General features: G+C 63.2%; 25 protein-coding genes. 15 read left to right on the plus strand and 10 right to left on the minus strand.

Going from position 1 to position 24600, the window contains the following annotated elements:
- Positions 1-34 precede the first annotated feature (34 nt).
- Together JQ621_RS02325 and JQ621_RS02330 are read left to right on the plus strand one after the other, a co-directional pair.
- The gene (locus tag JQ621_RS02325; protein ID WP_212232800.1) at positions 35-250 is read left to right on the plus strand and encodes a hypothetical protein; all 216 of its coding nucleotides are present in this window, start codon (positions 35-37) and stop codon (positions 248-250) included.
- Positions 251-545: 295 nt separating this feature from the next.
- Positions 546-764, plus strand: coding sequence for a hypothetical protein (locus JQ621_RS02330; protein WP_212232801.1), 219 nt, complete (start codon positions 546-548; stop codon positions 762-764).
- 47 nt (positions 765-811) lie between these two features.
- On the opposite strand, the gene JQ621_RS02335 is transcribed toward JQ621_RS02330, so the two are convergent.
- A complete protein-coding gene (locus JQ621_RS02335) occupies positions 812-1648 on the minus strand; it encodes a DUF2927 domain-containing protein (protein WP_212232802.1) in 837 nt (278 codons plus the stop codon).
- Positions 1649-1941: 293 nt separating this feature from the next.
- Here JQ621_RS02335 and JQ621_RS02340 point away from each other — a divergent pair, with 293 nt between their 5' ends.
- The gene (locus JQ621_RS02340) at positions 1942-2397 is read left to right on the plus strand and encodes an EF-hand domain-containing protein (protein ID WP_212232803.1); all 456 of its coding nucleotides are present in this window, start codon (positions 1942-1944) and stop codon (positions 2395-2397) included.
- 97 nt (positions 2398-2494) lie between these two features.
- Here JQ621_RS02340 and JQ621_RS02345 read toward each other — a convergent pair whose 3' ends face one another.
- Complete coding sequence (locus tag JQ621_RS02345; RefSeq protein WP_212232804.1) at positions 2495-2752, minus strand: DUF3551 domain-containing protein; 258 nt, start codon at positions 2750-2752, stop codon at positions 2495-2497.
- 424 nt (positions 2753-3176) lie between these two features.
- Between JQ621_RS02345 and JQ621_RS02350 the strand changes: the two genes are divergently transcribed.
- Entirely contained in the window at positions 3177-3371 is a 195-nt protein-coding gene (locus JQ621_RS02350) for a hypothetical protein (RefSeq protein ID WP_212232805.1), read from the plus strand.
- Between the two features lie 59 nt (positions 3372-3430).
- Here the strand turns inward: JQ621_RS02350 and JQ621_RS02355 are convergent, their stop codons facing one another.
- Positions 3431-3655, minus strand: a complete 225-nt coding sequence (locus JQ621_RS02355) for a hypothetical protein (protein ID WP_212232806.1) — start codon at positions 3653-3655, stop codon at positions 3431-3433.
- Between the two features lie 199 nt (positions 3656-3854).
- Between JQ621_RS02355 and JQ621_RS02360 the strand changes: the two genes are divergently transcribed.
- On the plus strand, positions 3855-4184 hold the full coding sequence (locus tag JQ621_RS02360) for a DUF1476 domain-containing protein (RefSeq protein ID WP_212232807.1): 330 nt from the start codon (positions 3855-3857) through the stop codon (positions 4182-4184).
- An 11-nt stretch (positions 4185-4195) separates the two neighbouring features.
- Here JQ621_RS02360 and JQ621_RS02365 read toward each other — a convergent pair whose 3' ends face one another.
- Complete coding sequence (locus JQ621_RS02365; RefSeq protein ID WP_212233775.1) at positions 4196-4771, minus strand: TIGR00645 family protein; 576 nt, start codon at positions 4769-4771, stop codon at positions 4196-4198.
- Positions 4772-4962: 191 nt separating this feature from the next.
- Here JQ621_RS02365 and JQ621_RS02370 point away from each other — a divergent pair, with 191 nt between their 5' ends.
- Positions 4963-5211 carry a hypothetical protein gene (locus JQ621_RS02370; RefSeq protein WP_212233776.1) on the plus strand — a complete coding sequence of 83 codons (249 nt, stop codon included), beginning with the start codon at positions 4963-4965 and terminating at the stop codon, positions 5209-5211.
- Between the two features lie 9 nt (positions 5212-5220).
- Here the strand turns inward: JQ621_RS02370 and JQ621_RS35730 are convergent, their stop codons facing one another.
- Positions 5221-5349 (minus strand): hypothetical protein, encoded by a 129-nt coding sequence (locus JQ621_RS35730; protein WP_283813140.1) that lies wholly within the window; start codon positions 5347-5349, stop codon positions 5221-5223.
- Positions 5350-6161: 812 nt separating this feature from the next.
- Between JQ621_RS35730 and JQ621_RS02375 the strand changes: the two genes are divergently transcribed.
- The gene (locus JQ621_RS02375) at positions 6162-7091 is read left to right on the plus strand and encodes a septal ring lytic transglycosylase RlpA family protein (protein WP_212232808.1); all 930 of its coding nucleotides are present in this window, start codon (positions 6162-6164) and stop codon (positions 7089-7091) included.
- A gap of 26 nt (positions 7092-7117) precedes the next feature.
- Here JQ621_RS02375 and JQ621_RS02380 read toward each other — a convergent pair whose 3' ends face one another.
- Positions 7118-8074: an alpha/beta fold hydrolase gene (locus JQ621_RS02380; protein WP_212232809.1), complete on the minus strand. Its 957-nt coding sequence runs from the start codon at positions 8072-8074 to the stop codon at positions 7118-7120.
- A gap of 153 nt (positions 8075-8227) precedes the next feature.
- Here JQ621_RS02380 and JQ621_RS02385 point away from each other — a divergent pair, with 153 nt between their 5' ends.
- From JQ621_RS02385 to JQ621_RS02415, 7 genes are all read left to right on the plus strand, one after another.
- A complete protein-coding gene (locus JQ621_RS02385) occupies positions 8228-9490 on the plus strand; it encodes a D-alanyl-D-alanine carboxypeptidase family protein (RefSeq protein WP_212232810.1) in 1263 nt (420 codons plus the stop codon).
- 2 nt (positions 9491-9492) lie between these two features.
- On the plus strand, positions 9493-10179 hold the full coding sequence (gene tmk / locus JQ621_RS02390) for a dTMP kinase (protein WP_212232811.1): 687 nt from the start codon (positions 9493-9495) through the stop codon (positions 10177-10179).
- On the plus strand, positions 10176-11222 hold the full coding sequence (locus JQ621_RS02395) for a DNA polymerase III subunit delta' (RefSeq protein WP_212232812.1): 1047 nt from the start codon (positions 10176-10178) through the stop codon (positions 11220-11222). The genes tmk and JQ621_RS02395 overlap by 4 nt, the downstream gene beginning before the upstream one ends.
- A gap of 47 nt (positions 11223-11269) precedes the next feature.
- Complete coding sequence (gene metG / locus JQ621_RS02400) at positions 11270-13261, plus strand: methionine--tRNA ligase (protein ID WP_212232813.1); 1992 nt, start codon at positions 11270-11272, stop codon at positions 13259-13261.
- Positions 13262-13610: 349 nt separating this feature from the next.
- Positions 13611-15719, plus strand: a complete 2109-nt coding sequence (locus tag JQ621_RS02405; protein WP_212232814.1) for a hybrid sensor histidine kinase/response regulator — start codon at positions 13611-13613, stop codon at positions 15717-15719.
- A 158-nt stretch (positions 15720-15877) separates the two neighbouring features.
- Positions 15878-16654: a TatD family hydrolase gene (locus tag JQ621_RS02410; RefSeq protein ID WP_212232815.1), complete on the plus strand. Its 777-nt coding sequence runs from the start codon at positions 15878-15880 to the stop codon at positions 16652-16654.
- A gap of 9 nt (positions 16655-16663) precedes the next feature.
- Entirely contained in the window at positions 16664-17461 is a 798-nt protein-coding gene (locus JQ621_RS02415; RefSeq protein WP_212232816.1) for an MBL fold metallo-hydrolase, read from the plus strand.
- A gap of 74 nt (positions 17462-17535) precedes the next feature.
- Here the strand turns inward: JQ621_RS02415 and JQ621_RS02420 are convergent, their stop codons facing one another.
- The 4 genes from JQ621_RS02420 to JQ621_RS02435 form a co-directional block, all read right to left on the minus strand.
- The gene (locus tag JQ621_RS02420; RefSeq protein ID WP_212232817.1) at positions 17536-19185 is read right to left on the minus strand and encodes an acyl-CoA synthetase; all 1650 of its coding nucleotides are present in this window, start codon (positions 19183-19185) and stop codon (positions 17536-17538) included.
- An 18-nt stretch (positions 19186-19203) separates the two neighbouring features.
- The gene (locus JQ621_RS02425) at positions 19204-21093 is read right to left on the minus strand and encodes a TRAP transporter large permease (protein ID WP_212232818.1); all 1890 of its coding nucleotides are present in this window, start codon (positions 21091-21093) and stop codon (positions 19204-19206) included.
- A 15-nt stretch (positions 21094-21108) separates the two neighbouring features.
- Positions 21109-22140 (minus strand): TRAP transporter substrate-binding protein, encoded by a 1032-nt coding sequence (locus JQ621_RS02430; protein WP_212232819.1) that lies wholly within the window; start codon positions 22138-22140, stop codon positions 21109-21111.
- An 851-nt stretch (positions 22141-22991) separates the two neighbouring features.
- The gene (locus JQ621_RS02435) at positions 22992-23750 is read right to left on the minus strand and encodes a CBS domain-containing protein (protein ID WP_212232820.1); all 759 of its coding nucleotides are present in this window, start codon (positions 23748-23750) and stop codon (positions 22992-22994) included.
- 110 nt (positions 23751-23860) lie between these two features.
- On the opposite strand from JQ621_RS02435, the gene JQ621_RS02440 reads away from it, so the two are divergent.
- Positions 23861-24577, plus strand: a complete 717-nt coding sequence (locus JQ621_RS02440) for a c-type cytochrome (RefSeq protein WP_249124605.1) — start codon at positions 23861-23863, stop codon at positions 24575-24577.
- The last annotated feature ends 23 nt before the right edge of the window (positions 24578-24600 follow it).

The raw sequence follows: 24600 nt of genomic DNA on the forward strand, positions 1-24600 counted from the left end.
GATCACCCGACCAGGGTTCGCGATCAGAGCAACGGTGAGGTTCGCAATCGCTTTGCTTTTTGGTGCGCTGCTGATGGTCGGCACCGCCGGCTCGGCGCAGGCCAAGCATGGCCATCGGCACCGGCACGCCCATCATCACGCGCCGACCGCGACTGCGCGTCTTGCTGCGCAGGAGCCCAGTTCTCTTGGACCGATGCGCTACTACGGCGGACCGAAATCTCCGATGTGGCGCGGTCCGGCGGCGAACTGACCCCGAGGGACTTCAGCGACTACGCTCGGAAGGCAATCCCAATCGCAGACGCGGCCGGGAGGATCGTTTCTTCAAGGAATGCATGCGCGCGCCCGGTCCGCACGGCTGCTGCCTTCGCTTTGGTCCATCCGAAAATTGCACATTGATGCGGCAGTTGCCGAATAATCTTGCCTGCGCCGAAAATTGGGATCAGCATTGGAATCTCAGGGGACAACAAGACGCCGGATAGAGTCGTCGTTGGAAATGCCCAAAACCTCGTCCGTCCGAGTTGTCTCGCATCAGATGGAGGGTGCCGATGTCCAGGACTCTTGCTCTCGTTGGTGTCGCGACCGGATTTACGACGTTGTTGCTGGCCCAACCCGCTTCGGCCGGCGCGTCGGCCAGCGCGCCGTCGAAATACAGCCAGAACCGGCAGGTCGTCGTTGCGCATCAAACGCGCCAGCCGCAGAAGACCGACTTCGCGATCACGGAGTATTCTTCGTCCTCAGCGAAGACGACCTCGCCGAAGCGGTGATCTCGCTGGTGCGTCACTCTAGGATGGCCTGAAGCGATCGCTCGCCCTCAATCCGAGTGCGTGAGCGCGGGCGCGCTGGCTTGATCGCGGCGGTTGTTGCGGCTCACGACGTCACGCGCCGCCTGCAGGACGATGGGGAGGAGGCTTTCGACCTCCTTCCTGGTCATGCCCGGCCGGATCCGCGGATCGTAGAGGATGTTGAGCAGGTATTGGTCGTAGATGTCGAAGAAGCCCATCTGGACATCGTCATTGAACATGGTCCAGGGGACCGAGCGATCGTCGTTGATCGCACCCAGGGCCTGCAGCAATTCTTCGTAGGCACAATCATAGAAGGTGAACTCGCCGGCATCGACCGGCAGGATCACCTCGGCGCGCCTGATCCGGTAGGCGCCGTCCTTGGCGATGCCCGACAGGCATTGCGGATTGAGGGAATGCTCGATCTGCCGGGCCTTCTCGCTGCCGAACCGTGCGCGAATGGTCGGCAGCAATTGACGAGCAGTGATCAGCGTCACTACGAAATTGGCTGCGCTGCGATTGTCGGTCACTGCAACATCCAGATGATCGATGCGCGCGCGGATGTCCCTTACGACGGCGTCGAGCGCTGCAGTCCGCTGCGGCGAGACGTTGCCGTCGACAAAGATCCGGACCGGTTCGTCGAACTTGCGGATGCGATGGGTCCGCGCCCCGAGTTGCAGCTCGGCATCCAGCGCGATCTTTAAGAAGCCATCCTGGATTTCGGCGTCGCTGAATGTCCGTCGTTGCTCGGCGCGCCGATTTGAGATGTCGGGGCTTTCCGCACGGGTCGGAACCGCGAGGGCACCAAGTGCCACGGCAGCGCCAAGAGCTATCGCCAGAAGCCGGATCATCACTCGCAATTGCCTCATGAGATCGTCCGGATTTCTAAGCAAGACTCGTACCGGCGAACCCGAACCCAATATCGTCGCTAGGCGGGTATGAATTCGAGGAGAGGCGGTCAACGATCGCATAGGCGCGGCATAAAGCCGGCGCGGCCAAGATCAGCTTGGAGTCGGAGTCCAGGAAGGATCTCAGTTTACGTTCTTGCTATCGAGATGGTCGATAAACGATATGGATTTGCTATGTCGGGCCGGGCAATTGATCCGCGATGTTAGTCCAACGAAAGCAACAGGAACGGACATTGTCGCGCAGAAAACCTGTCATGGCCCTTTGCTGGGCTGTCGGTTTGTTTTTGACGGACGGACCTTTCGCTCTCGCCCAATCCGCTCCGCCACCGGAGCAGGACGGCCTGCTCAGAAGCGGACCGCCGACATGGGACGCCAATCGCGACGGCATCTTCACGTGCGACGAATGGAAGGCCTTCGCGGACCGCATATTCACCCTGGCGGACCGCAATCATAACGGGACGCTCGACAAAAGCGAATTCGCGACGGTGCAAAAGGCCGATGCGGCGCTGGCCGATGCCGATTTCGGATATTTCGACGAGAACCAGGACGGCAAGGTCTCGCGCAGGGAGTTCGTCGACAAGCCGAGCGCATTCATCATGCGGTTTGACAGGAACAGCGATTGCCGCGTCACGGGTGACGAAATAAGGGCGGCGACCGCCCCCAGAGGTCCGCAGGGGCCGACGGAGCGGCCGCGGGACAGGTTTCACTGAAACGGGTAACGGACCCCCCCCCGGCAAGTGCTGTTAACGATGTCGGCGCGGCGCGCGATGATCAGGATAGACAGGCGAGACGCGCCGCAGGCCAGCGCTACCAGCGCCGCTCCTGCGATTTCTTCGCCCCGGGTTGCGGGACCTGCTGCTGCTTGAACCTCACCCGCGGATTGATGTCGCACATCGTGTTCCATCGGCCGGATGCCGAAGCCAGGCATTGCTCGCGGGTTTCGTACATGCACTCGCCGGGCCAGCCGAGATCGTCGCCAACGACACACCAGGGATAGTCGCGGTCTGCATGCGCGGCAGAAAGAGATCCAGCGAGGATCAAAAGGGCGAGGGCTGCGGTGCGCATCTTGAATCTCCAGCTATGACGCCCTCACGGACAGGCCGACAGGTCTTGAGGGCAAAAGCCAATGGCGGGTCTGGGACATGGCTCCTGCGGAGCCCATAGCTACCAGAGCCGCCGCGGCGCGTTAAATCACAACCGCGGTCGCGGTCCATCCCGGGGCGTGCAGGCGGGGACGGCGCTTTACGCTCGATTTCGGAATAATCGCATTATGCCGCTGTTTTGCCCGACAGGTCAACCGGTTTTGACGAGGCCTCGGCAGCAAGACCTTGGCAACAATGGGTTGGCAGCACGGCCTTGGTGAATCGAGATGTAAGGTGTTGATCCGAGACGTATCGTCTACTGTGCATGGGGTTGTTTTCGTTCGTTGGAGCGAGGCGGCCTGCGACCGCCAGGCGGAACCTTTGCCTCACCGGCGCGTTATCGCGCCATGACTGAAGACACTTCGTTCCGACGCAAACCCCTGACACCCGAACAGCGCCAGGCGCGCGATGCCGCACGCCGGATCGAGGCGGAACAGGCCATCCGCGACCACGAGGCGGCACAGAAGGCGTTTTACGCCAATCGCGAGCGGTTGAGGGCCGAGCGGCTGGCGCGCGAAGCGGCCAACAAGGCCAAGGCGTAGGCTCGACACCAGAGACGCTGCGCGCTCGGGCTCGTGCGGCGCTGTCGCACGACGTCGGTTCAGTGCGGGCGGGGACGCCCCTGCGTCAGCACGACCTTGAGTGCTTCGACGGCAACAGCAATGACACCGCGGGGCGGGGGCACCGCCTCGATCGCTTCGGCCGCCAAGCGGCAGTCGTCGGCTACCTTCAGCAGCCCTGATCGCGTGAGGTCCAAGGTCGACAGCGCCGCCTGCTCCAGGCATACGCGCTCAAGCCGTCGAAATTCCCGAAGCTCTCTGTTCATGCATCGGCTCTCGATTTCCCGGATTCCATGCCTGCGTGAGTCTGGTTAATAAATCGTAAATGTGAGGTCTGGCGGATCATGCTGGTGCGGAGCTGACCGCTGCGGTCCCTTGGCCGCCCACGGGCGGCTTGACGCCGCCGGACTTCGGCCGGAAGGTTCCAGTCCGGATCCATCAGCGATGAAGCAAATGGAGCTGACCATGACCACGTTCGACAAGCGCGAGCAGGGCTTCGAGGCCAAATTCGCCCATGACGAGGAGCTCATGTTCAAGGCCGCGGCCCGGTGCAACAAGATGCTCGGGCTCTGGGCCGCCAGCCAGCTCGGACTCAGCGGCGATGACGCGGCGGCTTACGCGACGGCGCTGGTCACGGACAATCTGGCGAGCCAGACGATGGACGAGACCCTGGGCAAGGTGTCGAGCGATCTCGCCGCCAAGGGCATTTCGCGCGAGCAGGTCGCGCAAAAGCTGCAGGAGTGTCAGCACCAGGCGCTTGCGCAGCTCGAGGCCGCGTCACGCCAAGCCGGTTAGTTTGGACACGCTCAGTCGGCGGGCTTGCGCGTCGTTGCGTCGCTGAACCTATCGACGAAGGCGATCCCGATCGCCGACGCGACGAAAGTAATGTGGATCAGCACCTGCCACATCACGCCGCTCTCGGTGAGGCTGGCGCGGCTCGAGCCGAGATTGCCGGCCTCGATGAAGGTGCGCAGCAGCGCGATCGAGGAGATGCCGATGATCGCCATCGCGAGCTTGATCTTGAGCACGCTGGCGTTGACGTGGCCGAGCCATTCCGGCTCGTCGGGATGGCCTTGAAGGTCGAGCCGCGAGACGAAGGTCTCATAGCCGCCGACGATCACCATGACCAGCAAATTGGAGATCATCACGACGTCGATCAGCGCCAGCACGCTCATCATGATTTCCTGCTCGCTGAGTTCGAGCGCGTGCGATGCGAGGTGCCAGAGCTCCTTCAGGAACAGCACGATGTAGACGCACTGCGCCACGATCAGCCCGAGATAGAGCGGCAGCTGCAGCCAGCGCGAACCGAAGATGATCATCGGCAGCAGGCCGAGCCGCGGCGAGGGCGGCCGGGGTCCGGTGGTTTCAGGCTCTGCCGACATCTGGCGTCCACGCATCTGGATGATCCCGTCCTCATGTACCCCGCCGCGTTGGCAGGTGGAAGACGCCCCGCCGCTGCGCGCTGTTTGGGCCGTAAGGTCTCATGCTATCGTGCGGCTTGGCCGGGGATCGGGAGAGGCGGACGGTGGTGCGGGACAGGAAAAGGCTCGGTCACGTCGCGCTCGTGAGTGCGATGATCCTTGCGATGCTCCTTGGGGGCTTGGCCACGGAGGTTTCGGCGACACCGCTGACACCGTTCCGCTATGAGGACCAGGCCCAGCGCCATTGTCCCGGCGACAAGGTGGTATGGCTGGATTTCAAGAAGGGCGTCTACTACCGCAAGGGCCAGAAGCTCTATGCCCAGGGATTTGATGGCAGCTATGTCTGCCTCTCCGAAGCGCGCGACAGTCTCTATCGTCGCTCGCCCCTGGGGCTGCGCTGAAGCGCCAGGTTATTTCCGAGTCGGCAGCGTCACCGGGACGTGCGGTGAGGTGCTGATGACCCGGGGGCTTCCATTGGGATAGGTCCGGTCGCTGCGGATCAGCGATTCCAGGACCAGGAAGAACTTCTCGGCAAGCATGTGCGTCGCCTTCGTTGGTGTTGCCTCTCTGGAATGAGTCGAGGCACCGAACGCGAAATTCAATCAACTAAACGGGAGCAGCACAATCCCGAAGCGGTTGCCCGTTGCTGCGTCGCAGTAGCGCGGCGGTCCGAAACATTGAAACGGAGGTTGAGGATTAGCCGAAGGCCAGAGCCACGAGGCTCGAGCAGAGCAGGACGATGCCGCCTGCGGTCAAAGCCAGAAAGCCGTCGGATACGAGGTCATGTTTGCGCATGGGACACCTGCTGCTCTCGTTCTCGATGCTCGGTCGGATTGATTAAAATTGTCCGAACGTGCCGCCTTGAAGAGTGATGCAATGTCGCCCGCGCGAGCGCCTCAGGCCCTCGTGCGGTAGCCTTCAAACGCATGGGCCAGGAAGATCCCCGCGCTTAGCAGACCCATCAGTGCCGAAACCGTCTCGATCATCGTTAAATTCCAATCCGCCCCTGCGACCGAGAGAACGCGGGCGGCCTTGCACAGTCAAAAGAATTCCGGTGAAGCCGGCGATATCGGGAGTGGAGTGAGGTTTTGGCGCAACAGCTTGTGCAGGTCTGGCACAGAGGAGGCGATCCCGAAGCCCTCGCGCCCCGTAGATCAACGGAGAATACCGAACGTCCTGTTTACCATCCCGACACGAACGCCGAGGGCTCCCCATTTCCGCCGTGTTCGGGTTGCGTTATCGTTACCGCCTCTGAGACGGTGGTGGGCCGCCTTGGAGTTCGCGGCCCGGAGGGCGCTCCCAGCAAGCAAGCGGGTTAGTGCCGCCTCCGGCGAAATGGTATTTGGGGCGAATGGGGATCCGACGGTCAGATTCGGTGGTTCGGGCTGCGCGACGCGTTGCGGTCGTCTCGGCCTGCCTCGCGCTCGCCAATTGCGCCTCGTCCAACAAATTCGCCAGCCGGGTCGATCCCAAATATGGCGTGTCCTCCAGCCCGCGCGTCGTGGCCTGGGGCGATCCCGTGCCCAAGGGCGGTGGCACCTATCGCGTCGGCAAGCCCTATGTGGTGGCAGGCCGGACCTACGTGCCGGAGGAGGACGTCAACTACCGCGCCGAGGGCATGGCGTCCTGGTACGGCGACGATTTCCATGGCCGCCAGACCGCCAACGGCGAAGTCTTCGACATGGGTTCGCTGACCGCGGCCCATCCGACCCTGCCGATGCCGTCCTATGCGCGGGTGACCAATCTGTCGAACGGCAAGTCGCTGATCGTCCGCGTCAATGACCGCGGGCCCTATCATGGCAACCGCCTCATCGACGTCTCGAACAAGGCCGCCGAACTCCTTGAATTCAAAGGCAATGGTGTCGCCAGGGTCCGGGTCGAATATGTCGGCCGGGCGCCGCTCGAAGGCTCCGACGACCGGCAGTTGATCGCGACCCTGCGCACCGGCGTTCCGGCGCCGTCGCCCTCGATGGTCCGGGTCGCCTCGGCGCGGCCTTTCGTGCCTGAGCTGCCCTCGTCGAGCCGCGGTGCCATCCGCGGCGAGGTTCCTATGCCGGAAGGGCGGCCGTACAGCCTCGGCAACACCTCAGTCGACGTCGCCTCGATCAACGCGACCTCGGAAATGTCGGCCTCGAGCCGCAGCCGGGGCCGGGCGCTCCAGAATGCCCGCCAGGTCTCCTATGACGAAGACGGCCGCTATGCGCGCGATGGCGGTCCTGCCGGTTCCGATGACGGCGCATCCGAAGCTCGCAGCATTCTGACCGGCCGCGGCCTGTACTGATCGCCGCTTGCGCGTTGCCGCCTCATTCAGTGTGGCGACGCTTCACGCAGAAAGCTGACCAGCGCGGCATTGACCTCGTCGGGCCGCTCCTGCTGCACCCAATGGCCCGCGCCGTCGATGATCAGCTTTCGCGCGAGATTCGGCAGCACGCGCTCCAGCTCGTTGACGCGCTTGGCGCCGATCAGGCCGGTGATGACGGCGTCTTTCGAGCCGGCGATGAAGAGCGAAGGCTGATGGATCTGGGCGTCCTGCCAGGGCGCGGTCAGCTCCCAATTGCGGTCGAGGTTGCGATACCAGTTCAGCCCGCCGCGGAAACCGGAGTTGCGGAACGACTCGGTGAAATAGGCGAGATCGGCCTCGCTGAGCCAGGCGGGCAACGGCTCCTCGCCGGATCCGTGACTGAGGAATCCCTTCCCCTCCGGCACGAACATCGCCGCGCTGGGATCGGCAAGGCCGCGTCCGCCAAGCACGATGCGCATGGTGCGGGCAACGTCGCGCTCGAGCTCGGCCTCGGCAACGCCGGGCGCCTGGAAGTACTGCCAGTAGAAATTGGTGACGCCGCCCAGCCGCAGCAGCTCGAGCGGCTTGCCGCGCCCGCGGAACGGCGGCGGGACGCTCAGGCCTGCGACGGCGGTGAAGATATCCGGGCGAAACAGCGCCGCGTGCCAGGCCACCGGCGCGCCCCAGTCGTGGCCGACCACCATCGCCCTGGTTTCGCCGAGGGCCTGGACGAGGCCAACGACGTCGCCGACGGTATCGAAGATCGAGTAGGCGGCGACGTCGGTCGGGGCGGCGCTGTGGCCGTAGCCGCGCATATCGGGGGCCACGACGTGGAAGCCGGCGGCCGCCAGCGCCGGGATCTGGTGCCGCCAGGAATAGGAGAGTTCAGGCCAGCCATGGCACAGCACCACCAGCGGCCCCTGGCCGGCCTCGCGGATGAAGAGGTCGATCCCATTGGCCTTGATCACGCGGGTCGAGGACATCGCTTTTCCGCCTTGTTTCAGGGGTTTGGTCGAAAAACATCAGGTGCCACGATAGGGATGCAGCGAGAATCGTGCAATCTCTTGGACAGGCACGGATCCGCGTGTTGTTCGCCCCGGTTCCATTTGTTAGAACGCCGCTCTCAGGGCTTGGCCATGGCACTTCGTCTCATCTCGTTTCGCCACACCGGGGTCACGGCCGGAGTGCTGGCGCGCGGGTTGGTCGCAGCCGCGCTTGCCGTGAGCCTGAGCTGGGGCGGGGTGATCTATGCCGCCAACCAGAGCGTCCAGGGCGCCAAGAAGACCGAGGATGCCGGCTTCGACGGTGACGCTCCCACTGCGATCCTGATCGAGGCCTCCAGCGGCAGCGTGCTGTTCGAAAAGAACGCCGACGAGCTGCGCGCGCCCTCCAGCATGATGAAGCTGATGACCGCAGAGGTCGTGTTCAACGCGATCAAGAAGGGTGATGTCAAGCTGACCGACGAATACCGGATCAGCGAGAACGCTTGGCGCAAGGGCGGCGCTCCCTCCGGCGGCTCGACCATGTTCGCGGCCATCAACAGCAAGGTCTCGGTCGACGACCTCCTGCATGGCGCCATCATCCAGAGCGGCAACGACGCCTGCATCGCGCTCGCCGAAGGCATCGCCGGCGGCGAGAAGATCTTCGCCTCCGACTTCATGACCAAGCGCGCCCGCGAGCTCGGCATGACCAAATCGACCTTCGCCAATTCCAACGGCTTGCCCGACCCCGGCAACAAGATGACGGTGCGCGAACTCGGCCTGCTCGCCCGTCACATCATCCTGGACTTCCCCGAATTCTACAAACTGTTCGGCGAAAAGGAGTTCACCTGGAACAAGATCCGCCAGCCTAACCGCAATCCCCTGCTCAATTCGCTGGAAGGCGCCGACGGCCTCAAGACCGGTTACACCAAGGAAGGCGGTTACGGCATGGTCGGCTCGGCCGTGCAGAACGGCACGCGGTTGATCGTCGTCGTCAACGGGCTTGAGGACATCGAGGACCGCGCTACAGAAGCCAAGAAGATGCTGGAATGGGGCTTTCGCAATTTCGAGACCCGTACGCTGATCGCGGCCGACCAGCCGGTCGGCTATGCCAAGGTGTTTGGCGGCGAGAGCCGCTCGGTGAAGCTCGTCGCGAAAGAGCCCGTGAAGGTGATGGTGCACAAGAGCGGGGGCGACAAGCTGATCGCACGCGTCGTCTATAACGGTCCTGTGCGCGCACCGGTCGTGGCCGGTCAGCAGGTGGGTGTGGTCAGGGTCTGGCGCAGCGGCAATATCGCGGTGGAGACACCGGTCTATGCAGCCGAAGCAATCGGCACCGGCTCGACCATGCGGCGGGCGATCGACGGCGCCAGCGAACTGGTGATCGGCATGTTCCGCGCAGGCGCCGAGAAGCTCTGATCATGGGTGCGAGCACGGGACAGCGGCCGTCCGGACGCGGACGCTTCATCACCTTTGAGGGCGGCGAGGGGACGGGCAAGTCGACCCAGATCAAGAAGCTCGCCGACCGTCTCGCTGCGGCCAGGCTGCGGACGCTGCTCACGCGCGAGCCCGGCGGGTCGCCGGGCGCAGAGATCATGCGCCATCTCGTCCTCTCGGGCATGGGCAAGCTGCTCGGACCCGACGCAGAGACGCTGCTGTTCGCCGCGGCGCGTGACGACCATGTCCGGACAGTGATCGAGCCCGCGCTGAAGCAGGGCATCTGGGTGCTGTGCGACCGCTTCGCTGACTCGACGCGTGCCTACCAGGGTAGCCTAGGCAGCGTGCCGGCCGGGTTGATCAACGCCATGCAGAGGGTCACCATCGGCGATCTCAAGCCTGACCTCACGATAGTCCTCGACCTGCCGGTCGAGATCGGCCTGGCCCGCGCGGCTGCCCGGCGCGGCGGCGGCACGCCTGACAGGTTCGAAGGTGAAAAGATCGCCTTCCATCAGGGCCTGCGCGAGGCCTATCGCAAGATTGCCGCGGATGATCCCGCGCGCTGCGTGCTGATCGACGCCAATTCCGATCCTGATACGGTCGCCGGCCGTGTCTGGACCGCGCTGCGCGATCGTCTGCTTCCTACCCCTGCCTCGGTGATCTCCGCATGAGCCCGCGTCAGGCCGAGCGCGAGAGCGCGATACCGCATCCGCGCGAAACCAGCCATCTGTTCGGCCATCGCGAGGCCGAGGCTGCGCTGCTGACGGCCTACCGTAGCGGACGGATCCCGCATGCCTGGCTGATCGGTGGTCCGCAAGGGATTGGCAAGGCGACGCTGGCGTACCGTATGGCGCGCTTCGTGCTCGCCCACGGCCAGCCGCTGGCGCCAGCCGTGCAGGGCGCCGAGGACCTCGCAATCGATCCTGGGGACCCCGTGGCGCGGCAGGTTGCAGCCGGCTCGCATGGCGGCTTGCTGACCCTGGAGCGCACCGCGAACGACCGTGGGGTGATGCGCACGGTCATCACCGTCGACGAGACGCGCGAGACCATAACGTTCTTCGGCTCGACGGCCGCCGCCGAAGGCTGGCGCGTCTGCATCGTCGACACTGTCGACGAGCTCAATCCCAATGCCGCGAACGCACTGCTCAAGATCCTCGAGGAGCCGCCGCAGCGGTCGTTGTTCCTGTTGGTGAGCCACGCACCGGCGCGCGTGCTCGCCACCATCCAGTCACGTTGCCGCAAGCTACGCTTGCGATCGCTGGCAACCGACGAGGTCCTTGGCGCCGCCGCTGAGGCCACCGGCCTCGCAACGACCGATTTGGCATTGCGCGAGGCCGCGGAGGCCTCCGAAGGCAGCGTTGCTCGGGCACTCACGCTGCTCGGCGGTGAGGCGCTCAAGCTCCAGCAGCGCACGGCGGCGCTGCTGGCGCGCCTGCCTGAGGTCGATCCGCGCGAATTGCACACCCTCGGCGAATCCCTTGGCACCAGCGATCGCGTGGCGCTCGCAGCCTTCGTCGACGGCATCGATCGCTGGATCGCGGACCGCCTGCATGCGGACGAGGCCAATGCCAACCAGAACCTGCCGCGCCTTGCGCGCTTAAGCGAGGTATGGGAAAAGATCGTCCGCGCCGCGCGCGACACCGAAACCTACAATCTGGAGCGAAAGCCCTTGGTTTTCTCGGTGTTCAGCTGGCTGGCGGACGCAACGCGCTAGAGCGCAAGTTGAATCCAAATTTCTGAGAAGCCGGTAAAGGAATCGTCGTGGCAACGCGAGCTAAGAAAACCGCCAAGGGCAAGAAGAAGGCTGCAAACAAAGCTGCCAAGGCGCTTGCGCGCAAGTCGACCACGAAGACGAAGAAGGCACCGGCCAAGAAGAGCGTGAAGAAGAGCGCAAAGAAGGGCGCAGGGAAGACGGCAAAGAAGGCCGGCAAGAAGGCGGCGAAAAAGCATGTTGTCGCCAAGACAGCAGGAATGAAGGCGGCTGCCAAGAAGCCAGCAAGGGCTCCGGCGAAGACGGCAGTCAAGAAGGCGAAGTCAGCCGAACCCGCGGCGATCCCGGCACCGGCTCCTGTCGCCATTCAGCCGAAGGCCGTGGAGCCCAAGGTCTCGAAACCCAAGGTCTCTAAACCCAAAGCCTCGAAACCCAAGGCGCCGCCTGTGCCGAAGTTTGAGGCTGCGCCGAAGGCCACAACGCCCGCTGTCGCTCCCGCACGCGACAATGTCTTCTACATTTCGACCGCGATCGCCTATCCCAACGGCAGCCCGCATATCGGTCATGCCTATGAGGCGATTTCGGCCGACGTGCTGGCGCGCTTCGCACGGCTCGACGGCAAGGACGTGTTCTTCCTGACCGGCACGGACGAGCACGGCCAGAAGATGGTTCAGACCGCGCAGAACGAGGGCCTGTCCCCGTCTGCGCTGGCGGCCCGCAATGCCTCTCGCTTCAAGGAGATGGACGAGCGTCTGAACGTCTCGTTCGACCGCTTCATCCGCACCACCGAGGAGCAGCATCATCGTTCGAGCCAGGAGATCTGGCGGCGTATGGAGGCGAATGGCGACATCTATCTCGACAGCTATTCCGGCTGGTACTCGGTGCGTGACGAAGCCTATTACGCCGAGGACGAGACGCGCCTGAACGACGACGGCGTACGCCTCGGGCCGCAGGGCACGCCGGTCGATTGGGTCGAGGAGAAGAGCTATTTCTTCCGCCTGTCGGCCTATCAGGACAAGCTGCTGAAGCTTTATGCGGACCATCCTGAGTTCATCGGCCCGGATTCACGCAAGAATGAGGTGGTGAGCTTCGTACGCGGCGGTTTGCGCGATCTCTCGATCTCGCGCACCACCTTCGACTGGGGCGTGAAGGTGCCCGGCGCAGACGAGCATGTCATGTATGTCTGGGTCGATGCGCTGACCAACTACATCACCGGCGTCGGCTTCCCCGACGAGGACGACAAGAACTGGCGCTACTGGCCGGCCGATCTGCACATCATCGGCAAGGACATCATCCGCTTCCACGCGGTGTACTGGCCGGCATTCCTGATGTCGGCGGGCCTTGCACTGCCGAAGCGGGTCTATGCCCATGGCTTCCTGTTCAACCGTGGCGAGAAGATGTCGAAGTCGGTCGGCAACGTCGTCGATCCCTTCAATCTTGCCGATCAGTACGGCGTCGACCAGATGCGCTATTTCTTCCTGCGCGAGGTCTCCTACGGCCAGGACGGCAACTACAACCACGAGGCCATCGTCGCGCGCATCAATGCCGATCTTGCCAACGATCTCGGCAATCTCGCTCAGCGCTCGCTGTCGATGATCGCCAAGCAGCTCGGCGGCGTGCTGCCGGAGCCCGGCGAGTTCAGCGACAACGACAAGGCGATCCTGGCGATGGCCGACGGCATGATTGCCGCGTCTCGCGAGGCAATGGCGACGCAGCAGATTCATCACTGGCTCAACACGGTGTGGGCCGTGGTGGCAGAGGCCAACCGCTATTTCGCGGGCGAGGCGCCGTGGGCGCTCGCCAAGACCGATCCTGCGCGCCAGAAGACGGTGCTCTACGTCACCGCCGAAGTCGTCCGCCAGATCGCGATCCTGGCCCAGCCAGCGATGCCGACCGCGTCAAGCTTGCTGCTCGACAGCCTCGGCGTTCCCGCGGGCGAGCGTCATTTTGCGATGCTCGGCGGCGGGAAGCGGATTGCTCCAGGCTCGACGCTGCCGGCGCCGACACCGGCGTTCCCGCGCTACATCGAGCCGGCGGCCTAGCCTCAGGCCGTCTTCGGGCGCCTCGATCCGCAAACCGCATCGTACCAACACAACAACAGCAAGCCGCTTGCGCAGCGTATCCAAGACCTGCGCAGCCGCTGATGGCCGCAAATCGGTATCGAGATAGGTGGCGGCGCCCAGGACCCGTGCCGGGCGCACGACTCGATTCGCGTCATTGATCCAGATCATTGCAAACGAAACGCAGCTCTCTGCTTCTCATGCGTGATGAAGCGACAGCGGTGCATCGCGTCGATGGCCGGCGCGCTCATCGCGGCGGTAACGCAATGTGTGCGCATGGCACGTCCAACCATCGCAGGAATCGAACCGTGCAAGGGAGACGAGCAGCTCTATGTCGCGTCGTTCACCCGAAAGTGGCCTTCAGAGCCACGTGGTAGGTGACTTGAGTCATCCGGATACACGAGACGACGGCAAGGCTTCGGAAAGGCTTGGAGCCTCGTTGTGGCTCAGAATAAAACAGCGACTGCGCGACCTTGGATTCGGCAAGCCGAGCGCACATCGGGCCAAAACGGCAGCCGATCTGCACGCGAGCGAAGCAAGATTCCGAGGCGTTCTCGCGGCGAGCCCGGACGCCGTACTCATGGTCAACAGTGCCGGTGTGATCGAGTTTGCCAGTGACCGCGTCCTGGACATCTTTGGCTACGCGCCTGAAGAACTCGTGGACAAGCCTGTCGAGATACTGGTCCCGGACCGATATCGCCGCGCACATTTCAGCCATCTGGGCGCTTATTTCACGCAACCCAAGACGCGAATGATGGGCGATGGGCTGTTGCTATGGGGACGCCGCAAGGACTCGACGGAATTCCCGGCCGAGATCAGCCTCAGTCCAGTTGCCATGGCCGGTCGGTCCGCCGCGATCGCTGCGGTGAGGGACGTCTCGGCCCGCAGGTCGCTCGAGGCTCTCCAACAAAAAGCGGCAGAAGCCTTGCGCGAGAGCGAAGAGCGCTTGAGATACTTCATCAAATACGCTCCTGCCGCAATTGCGATTCTCGATAAAGATCTGCGCTATCTCATCTACAGCGACCGCTGGCTCACCGACTATGGCCTCGTCGGCAGAGATTTGCGTGGGCTGTCACATTATGAGGTCTTTCCGGAGATTCCTGAGCGTTGGCGCACGATTCACCGCCGCGCCCTTGCGGGCGAGACGCTTCACGCCGAGGAGGAAGCGTTCACGAGGGGTGATGGACGCGTGCAGTGGTTACGCTGGCAGGTGCGCCCCTGGTTTGATACCCTCGGCAACATCGGTGGCGTCGCCTTCCTGACCGAGGACATTACGGATCGCAAGCGGGTGGAAGCGCAACTGCTGCAGGCGCAGAAGATGCAGGCCATCGGGCAACTGACGGGCGGCGTCGCGCACGATTTCAACAATTTGCTGACGGTCGTTCTCGGCAATGCAGAGGCCCTGTTGGACGAGATGAAGAGCGACGATGCGCATCGCAAGTTCGTCGAACCAATTTTTGAAGCCGCCGAGCGAGGCGCAAGTCTGACACAGCTGATGCTTGCCTTTGCCCGCCGCCAGGCGCTTGAGCCGAGTACGTTTGATCTGAATGAAGTCGTGATGCGTATGAACGCGCTGCTACGGCGCACGATCGGCGAGAACGTCGAAGTCAATCTTCGACTGATGAAGTCGTTGTGGACAGTGACCGCCGATATTCGTCAAATGGAGACTGCAATCGTCAACATCGTTCTGAATGCGCGAGATGCGATGCCGCACGGAGGCAAGCTGACGATCGAGACCAGCAATGTCGAGCTGTCGGACGAGTACGCCGCACACAGCGTGGAGGTCATTCCGGGCCAATATGTCATGATGGCGCTGTCCGATACGGGCAGCGGCGTAGCGCCCGAAATACTTGACCGCATCTTCGAGCCGTTTTTTACGACCAAACCGGTCGGCAAGGGAACGGGACTTGGGCTAAGCATGGTGCACGGCTTCGTCAAGCAGACGGGCGGCTACATTCAGATTTACAGCGAAGTCGGACATGGCACCTGCGTGAAGATCTTCCTGCCGCGTGCCCAAGCGGATACGGCCACTGCCGTTCAGTCGGCCCGGGCTCATGCGGCCCTCGCGACAGGTGCTGAATCGATCCTCGTTGTCGAAGACGATCCTCATATGCGCGCCTTCGCGGTCCAGCAATTGCGCCGCCTGGGTTATAGGGTGACCGAAGCCAGCGACGGATCTTCCGCGCTCCAGGAGGTGTCGCGCGCCGGTGCTCCCGATCTATTATTCACGGACGTTGTCATGCCTGGCGGCATGACCGGACGGCAGCTGGCTGAGCGAGTGGGGCAGATGGCCCCCGGTACAAAGGTCCTGTACACGTCAGGCTACACCGAGGATGCGATCGTCGATCATGGCCGGCTCGATCCCGGGGTACATCTGCTGCAAAAGCCCTATAAGATCGACAGGCTCGCACACAAGGTGCGCGAGGTGTTGGACCTCTGACAGCGCGGCCACCGCCGATCTCCGCGCTCAATTGGACGAGACCGTATCCGGCTGTGTGAGGACGATGTGTCGGCCCCGTTGACGTTCCAACACGCTTCCCCTACCTGTGAACAGCGGCTTTGGCCGCCCTCAGGGCTTGTGGAAAGCGATACCCGGAAATGCTGGTCGATAGTCATTGTCATCTGGATTTTCCGGACTTTGCAGAGGATCTCGACGGGATCGTGTCGCGTGCACGTGCGGCCGGGATCGGTCGCATGGTCACGATCTCGACACGGGTGCGGAAGCTCGATCAGCTTCTCGCCATCGCAGGACGCTATGACGACGTCTATTGCACGGTCGGCACTCATCCGCACAACGCGGATGAGGAAGACGGCATTTCGTCGGACGAGTTGATCGCGCTGACCCGGCATCCGAAGGTGGTCGCGCTCGGCGAGGCTGGGCTCGACTATTTCTACGACGACGGCTCGCCCGAGGCGCAGGCGAGGGGCTTTCGTGCTCACATCGCCGCCGCCCGCGCCACCGGCCTGCCGCTGGTGATCCATACCCGCGAGGCGGACGAGGATTGCAGCCGCATCCTGGAGGAGGAGGCGGCCCGGGGATCGTTTCATGCCGTGCTGCATTGTTACACGGGCGGGCGCGAACTGGCGCTGAAGGCGGTGTCGCTGGGGCTTTACATCGGCTTCACGGGTATCCTGACCTTCAAGAAGTCGGACGCCCTGCGCGCGCTGGCGGCCGAACTGCCGTCGGACCGTATTCTGGTTGAAACAGACTCGCCCTATCTTGCGCCCGGCAAGTTCCGTGGCAAACGCAACGAGCCGGCCTATGTGGTCGAGGTCGCAAAGGTGCTCGCCGAGACGCGCGGCGTGTCGTTTGAAGAGATATCGCGCCAGACCAGCGAAAACTTCTTCCGCCTGTTCTCTAAGGTGAAAGCTTAAGGGAGCCGCATGACGCTGACGCTGACGATTCTGGGTTGTGGCTCCTCTGCCGGCGTGCCGCGCCCGGCGCTCGGCTGGGGTGCGTGTGATCCCAACAACCCCAAGAACCGCCGCCGACGCTGCTCGTTGCTGGTCGAGCGGACATCACGCCACGGCACCACGCGCATCGTGATCGACACCTCGCCTGATCTCCGCGAGCAGTTGATCTCGACCGATGTCGATCATATCGACGCGGTGTTCCTGACCCATGAGCATGCCGACCAGACCCACGGCATGGACGATCTGCGCTCCGTCGTGATCCACATGCGCAAGCGCATTCCTGTTTATTTCAACCAGTCGACCGCCAAAGACATCATGGCGCGGTTCTCCTATTGTTTCATCTCGCCGGAGGGAAGCGACTATCCGCCGATCCTCAATCGTCATTCGATCGAGGCAGGCGGCAGCCAGATCGTCAGCGGGAAGGGCGGGGACGTGACGATGACTGCCTTTCTGGTCCAGCACGGCAACATCCCCGCGCTCGGCTATCGCATCGGCAACGCCGCCTACACGCCCGATCTCAACGACATCCCGCGCGAGAGCTGGGGCGCCTTGGAAGACCTCGACCTCTGGATCGTCGATGGCCTGCGCTACACCCCGCATGTCAGTCATTTCAACATCGACGAAGCGCTGTCCTGGATCAAGCGCTTCAAGCCGAAGCGCGCCGTCATCACCAACATGGCGGCTGATGTCGACTACGAGGTCATCAGGCAGAAATTGCCCGCGGGTGTGGTGCCGGCCTACGACGGCCTCCGGCTCGAGGCGCACTAAGTAACCGTCAGCAAATCCGACGCGAGGAAAACGCGCGATCGCTGCGAGCCTTGTTTGCAAATGTGTCTGACGCCTCAGGCCGTGATGGCCTTGGCGGATCCGACCGCATTGCGCAGCAGGAATTTCTGGATCTTTCCCGTCGACGTCTTCGGGATCGGTCCGAACACGACGGCTTTGGGAGTCTTGAAGCCGCTCACATGCGTGCGGCAGAAGGCGATGATGTCCGCCTCGGTTGCACTTGCGCCGTCCTTGAGTTCGACGAAGGCGCAGGGCACTTCGCCCCACTTCGGGTCGGGCTTGGCGACCACGGCAGCGAACAGCACGGCCGGGTGCCTGTAGAGGACGTCCTCGACTTCGACGGAGGAGATGTTCTCGCCGCCGGAGATGATGATGTCCTTGGAGCGATCCTTTATCGTGACATAGCCCTGCGCATCGAGCACGCCGAGATCGCCGGTGTGAAACCAGCCGCCCTCGAACGCCTCCTTCGTGGCCTTCTCGTTCTTGAGATAGCCTTTCATCACAATATTGCCGCGGAACATGACTTCGCCGATGGTTTCGCCATCGCGCGGCACCTGCTTCATGGTCTGCGGATTGATGACGGTGACGCCTTCCTCGAGCGGGTAGGGCACGCCCTGCCGGCGCTTCATCTTCGCGCGCTCGGCGGCGGGAAGCTCCTCCCAGCCGGGCTGCTCGGCGCAGACGGAGGCCGGGCCGTAGACTTCGGTCAGGCCATAGACGTGCGTGAGCTTGATGCCGATGCTCTCGGCGCCTTCGAGCACGGCGACCGGCGGCGCGGCGCCTGCGATCAGTCCGACGACACGGCGCGCCGCGTTGCCTTTCGGCGCGTCAGGCGCGTTGATCAGCGTGTTGTAGACGATCGGCGCGCCGCACATGTGGGTGACGCCGTGCTGCTTGATCAGCTCGAAAATCCTGGTGGGCTCGACCTTGCGCAGGCAGACATTGATGCCGGCGGCCGCAGCCAAGGTCCAGGGAAAGCACCAGCCATTGCAGTGAAACATCGGCAGGGTCCAGAGATAGACCGGATGCTGGCCGAGATTGCCGGCGAGGATGTTGCTGACGGCGTTGAGATACGCGCCGCGGTGATGGGTGACGACGCCCTTGGGGTTGCCCGTCGTGCCCGAGGTGTAGCTCAGCGCGATCGCATCCCATTCATCCTGTGGCGGGATCGCCGTAAAATTCGGATCGCCTTGTGCAACGGCCGCCTCATATTCGATCTCGCCGATGCGCACGCCGCCCTTGAAGGCGGCATCGTCGACGTCGATCACGAACGGCTTTGGTCCGCTCATCTGCGCGAGCGCGTCGGTGATCACGCCTGAAAACTCGGGGTCGACAAGAATAATCCTGGCGCCGCCATGGTCGAGCTGGAATGCGATCGAGGGCGCATCGAGGCGGATGTTGAGCGCATTGAGCACGGCGCCGGTCATCGGCACGGCAAAATGCGCCTCGTTCATCGCCGGGATGTTCGGCAGCATCGCCGCGACCGTGTCGCCAACGCCGATACCCTTGCCGGCAAGATAGGACGCAAAGCGTTTGCAGCGTTCATGCGTCTGGGCCCACGTGAAGCTGCGGCCCTCATAGACGGTGCTGACGTGATCGGGATAGACGGCGGCGCTGCGCGCGAGGAAGCTCAACGGGGTCAGCGGCACGTAATTGGCCGGGTTCTTGTCGAGGCCGATATTGTACTGGTTCTGCCGCTCGCTCATCGACACCCTCCTTCGCGCCTACAGGAATCCGATCGAGATCCAGGGGAAGACCGCGACGATAATCAAACCCACCAGCAGCGCCAGCAGATAGCCCCAGATCGGCCTGATGCCCTCGGCTGGATCGACGCGTCCAATGGCACAGGCGGCATAATAGCCGACGCCGAAGGGCGGGGCGAACAATCCGATGCCCATGGCCAGAATGATCACCATCGCGTAGTGCACTTCGTGCACGCCGACCGCGCGGGCGATCGGAAACAGCAGCGGTCCGAACAGCACGATCGCCGGGATGCCCTCCAGCACGCTGCCGAGGATGGTGAAGGCCAGGATCGAGACGGCAATGAACGAGGCCGAGCCGCCCGGCAATCCGGTCATGGCCGCAGCCAGCGAGCGCGAGAAGCCGGATTGCGTCAGGCCCCAGGCCATCCCGGTGGCCGTGCCGATGATCAGGAGGATCGCGCCTGACAACGCCGCGGTCTCCACCAGAATCGGGAACAGCCGCCGCCAGTCGAAGCGGCGGTAGATGAGCAATCCCACCAGCGCGCCGTAGACGATGCCGATGGTGGAAACTTCGGTCGCGGTAGCGATGCCCTCGACCACGGCGTAGCGGATCACGAACGGCAGGGCCAGCGCGGGCAGGGCGACGATGAAGGTCTTGCCGATCTCGGCGGCGGTAGCGCGGCGGACATGGCTCATGTCCTCATGGCGATATCGCCACCAGACCAGCATGCAGAGCGTGATCGCGAGCACGATGCCGGGCAGCAGGCCGCCGGTAAACAGCGCCGCGATCGAGACGCCGGTGACCGAGCCGATGGTGATCAGCACCAGGCTCGGTGGAATGGTTTCGGTCTGGGCGCCGGTCGCCGAAAGCAGCGCAACGAGATCGCCGGGCTTGGCACCGCGCTGCTTCATCTCCGGGAACAGCACGGGCGCAACCGCCGCCATGTCGGCGGCCTTGGCGCCTGATATGCCGGAGACGAGGTACATGGCGCCGACAAGCACGTAATGCAGGCCACCGCGGACATGGCCGAGCAGGCTTGCCAGGAAGGCCACCATGGCCCGCGCCATGCCGGTCATTTCAATCAACAGCCCCAAAAACACGAACAGCGGCACCGACAGCAGAATGAGGTGACTCATGCCCTCGTCCATCCGCCCGACCAGCACCATCACGGGCGTCCGCGTGGTCAGCGCCAGATAGCCGAAGATCGCAAGGCCAAAGCCGAACGCAATGGGAACGCCGGCGAAGACGCAGAAGCCGGCCACGCCGACGAAGAAGATGACAAGGTTGAGATTGCCGAGCGGCCGCAAATATGGCTGCGCCAGCCAGAACAGGCCGACGAGGATGGCAACCGACAGCGCGGCCGTCAGCACCATGCGAGTGTTGCCGGCACGCAGCAGCCGCAGCAAGGCGAACGCCGCCATCAGGCAGATACCGGCCGGCAGCGCCGCGGCGCGCCACATGTTCGAGATCTGCAACGCCGGCGTGGTGATGAAGCTTTCCTCGTAGGCGTATTCGGACGCTGGCCAGACGATCAGCGCCAAGAACGCCAGCGCCGCGCAGGTCGCGACGACGTCGAGATAGGCGCGCATCGCCGGCCCGGCGCTGGCGACAATCGCGGTCATGCGCATGTGTTCGGAGCGACGGAACGCGACCGCCGCGCCCAGCATCGCCAACCACAGGAACAGGATCGAGGCCAGCTCGTCCGACCAGATCAGCGGCCGGTGCACGCCGTAGCGCGCGACCACGCCGGCAAACAGGATCACGATCTCGGCGACCACCAGGATCGCCGCCGGAATCTCGACGACAAGGCCGAGGAGCCGCTCCACCGAGGCCAGCCAAGGGGATCGGCGAGGGGGCTGAACAGCCACCTCGCCCATGAGTTCGGTCACCTGAACCTCGACGTGAGCCATGATGGCTCCAGCGCGTTACGACAGCTTCCCGACGGCCTTTTCGAGCAGTTCCCAGGCCTGGTCGCCGTATTTGCCTTTCCACTCGCCATAGAAGCCCGCGGAGCGCAGCTTGTCGCGGAACGGCGCGACGGTGGGCTGATTGAAGGTGAGGCCCTTGCCCGCGAGCTCCTGCTGAAGGGTGGCGTTCAGCTTGGCGGTATCCTCACGTTCCTTGATCGCGGCAGCATTGATGTTCTTGGCGACGATGGTGCGAACATCCTCCGGCAAGGCGCTCCAGGCCTTGCGGTTGGCCAGGAACCAGAAGCCGTCCCACATGTGATTGGTGAGTGAGCAGAACTTCTGCACCTCGTACAGCTTTGCCGTCGAGATGATCGCCAGCGGGTTCTCCTGGCCCTCGACGATCTTGGTCTGGAGCGCGGAATACACTTCGGCGAAATTGATCGATGCGGGCGCGGCGTCGAACGCCTTGAACATCGAGGTCCACAGCGGCGACACCGGCACGCGGATCTTGAAGCCCTTGAAATCGTCGGGACCGTTGATCGGCTTGGTCGACGACGTGGTCTGGCGGAAGCCGTTGTCCCAGATCTTGTCCATCACCTCGAGCCCGGCCTTCTTGATCTCGCCGCGGACGAAGCCGCCGAGGTCGCCGTCCATGGCCTTCCAGACCGTGTCGTAGTCCGGGAACGCGAAGCCGATGCCGTTGATCGAGGCGGCCGGCACGAGGGTCGACAGGATCAAGCCCGACAGCGTGAAGAACTCGACGCCACCGGAGCGGATCTGGCTCAGCATGTCGGTGTCGGAGCCGAGCTGGTTGTTCGGGAAGATCTGGAGGTCGAACTTGCCGTTCGTCTCGGTCTTGATCGCCGCAGCCATCTCCTTGGCGCGCAAGTTCAGCGGATGCGTGTCCGGCAGGTTGTTGGCGTATTTATAAGTGAACTCGGCGGCCTGGGCACGGGCTACATAGGGCGCGCTGACGCCGCCAAAAACGGCGGTCGCGGCGGAGGCCTTGAGAAGCGTACGGCGGGAAAAACGCGTTGAAAAGACCATGGGTCTGCTTCCTCGGAAGTTTGTTCTTGTTGTGAGACGCAAACCTATACGGACGTCCGGTCAGCAGTCATCTGCGATCTCGCGAAGCCCGCTTATTGCAGCCGGACAAGGTCGCGGCAATATCGGCTTTCGGCGTGGCCATCGGCGGCACAGAAACGCGAAAACAACCCCATGCACAGTAGCCGTCAAGATTGGAGACGCTGGGCCAAAAATAGGCGTGGGAGCAAATGCGGCGTGGTAGCATCTAGACCTAAATATTTGATCTAATTGGGTATAAATATATTCCATAATATACCTTATGCGAATCACGGATATGGACGGACGGATCGGAACGGCCTGTGGCGATCGATCCATTTTGAGTCTGGTCAGTCCTGTTTTGAGTCCGGCTCGATGAATTGAGTCCGGCGGCTCTTTGGACCAGCAAGAAGCGGAATGGCCGGCTTCTGTTGAACTCAGCGTCGAGCCGGCAAAGCAATTGGCAACCAGGGAGTTCAATAGGCGTTGAGGCGGACCAGTGCAGCGCCGGGTAGCGCAAGGCCATCCAGTGGACCGCAATCGAGGCCACAGTGAAGGTCTATCACCACCCTGCTCGCCTGCCCCTTGCTGACAAGCTATCAGCCAACACCCGTCGGTCGACTTTAGGCACGAGGCAAGGTTAGAGCCCCGAATCGCTGAAGACGATCGCAACGTCGCCGCGAATTGCGCCAGCGAATTGCCCAGTCCGCTACCAAACACCGCAGCGGTTGCCCAAGAGATTCGTCTGGACCTCAGTCGAAATCCACGATGTGATCAGCGCGCGTGTGGCCGGCGTTCGCGTGGATCGCTTCGGGCGATCACCGTGTACGCTCCGACTAGAGTGGCTCGTCATCCAACGTGGACGGTTCCATCTGAAGCGACACGAAATCGCCTCCGCCATAATCATCCTCGGGGTCGGGTCGATCAGGCTGGACAGATAGCCTGTCATCCACCCTTCGTACGCCCGGAACGTTCTCGCACGCCACGATGACCGCTCGATGCGCGTTTTCACCCCTGATGACGCCATGCACGATGACCGTGCCATTCTTCACGCTCACGTTCAGGCAAACCGGCTGCCACGGTGTCCCCGCCAGAGCGGCAATTACGGACCGACGAACCTGATCGTCATCCCTGGAGGAGCCCGAAGCGCTGGTCAGCGGGCCTGCAATTGCGGACAGGAAGTCCGAACGGGTGATGATGCCGACGATGGACCCGTCGCGCATGACCGGAACATGGTTGAGATGCCGGCGCTCCATGAGATCGGCGACCTCCGCAAGCTCCGACTGCTCGGTGGTCGACGCCGGATGACGCGTCATGACCTCCTCGACCGTACGTCCATGTTCCTTCACGAACTCAGCTGCGACCCTGGTGGTGCCCAGCAGCATCGTCAGCAACGGGTTACGCGCGTGCTCCGTTCCGGTTTCGGGGCGCCGGAGGAAGTCGCTCTCGCAGATGATTCCCACCAGCTTCCCCTCCTCGTCCACGACTGGCAGGCCGCTGATGTGATGGGCAAGCATGACCCTGATGGCGTCGGCGATCGGCGCCTCGGGCCTGATCGTCACGACGTGTCGGGACATGATCTGATGCGCGCGCATGTCTTTCGCTCCGGCAAGAGCCAAGAGTTATTGGACTTGGCAAATCGCGTCTTGATCAGGATCAACGAAGGGACGGCCCGCGATGCCATTGTGACGACCGACGTCGGAACATGTCGATCATGCGCTTGCGAGAGCTTCTGTTGGTTGCGACCCTTGTGACGCTGTCCGCCGCCGGCGCTGCAGTGCGAGCGGACGTGTCTGTCGCACTGTCCGACCTCATGACCAGACTCCAGCTTCAGCACGCGAAACTATGGTTTGCGGGTAAGCTGAAGAATTGGAGCCTTGCGGATTACGAGGTTCAACAGATCGACGCCAATCTTGAAGCCGCCGGCAGATTGCTGGCGGACCCGTCGCGCACCGGTCGCATCAGGGAACAGCTAGGGGCCGTGCGCCAGGCGGTTCAGTCGAAGGACCTCGCCGCGTTCATGGCGTCGTATGGCGCCCTGACAAACGAATGCAACGATTGCCATCGGAGCAGCGGATATGCCTCGCTCGTCATGCAGATCCCGCTCACCCTGCCCGTCCCCAATCAGCTGTTCGTAGACCAGGTGTCAGAGGGACGCGCGCTTGCCAACGCGTCTTGCGGACCATGCCACGTCGTCGCTGATGCCGTGAAGGACGCGCCTGCCTTCCGCCCACCACCGCCAGGCTTCCGGGAGATCGTCAGCCGGCCGTCGTTCTCCGCCGACGGCATGCGACAATTCCTGACGTCAAGCCATCGACGCCTGGGACCAGACCAGGCTATGCCGAATCCGAGGCTCTCCGAATACCAGATCGAAGCCATCGTAGCCTACCTGGAGACCTTGCGAGCGGAGCAGCGTCGTTGAGACGCGAACCACCAGCCTCCCGC

Source organism: Bradyrhizobium manausense (genome assembly GCF_018129685.1).
In the GTDB taxonomy this organism is placed as follows: domain Bacteria; phylum Pseudomonadota; class Alphaproteobacteria; order Rhizobiales; family Xanthobacteraceae; genus Bradyrhizobium; species Bradyrhizobium manausense_D.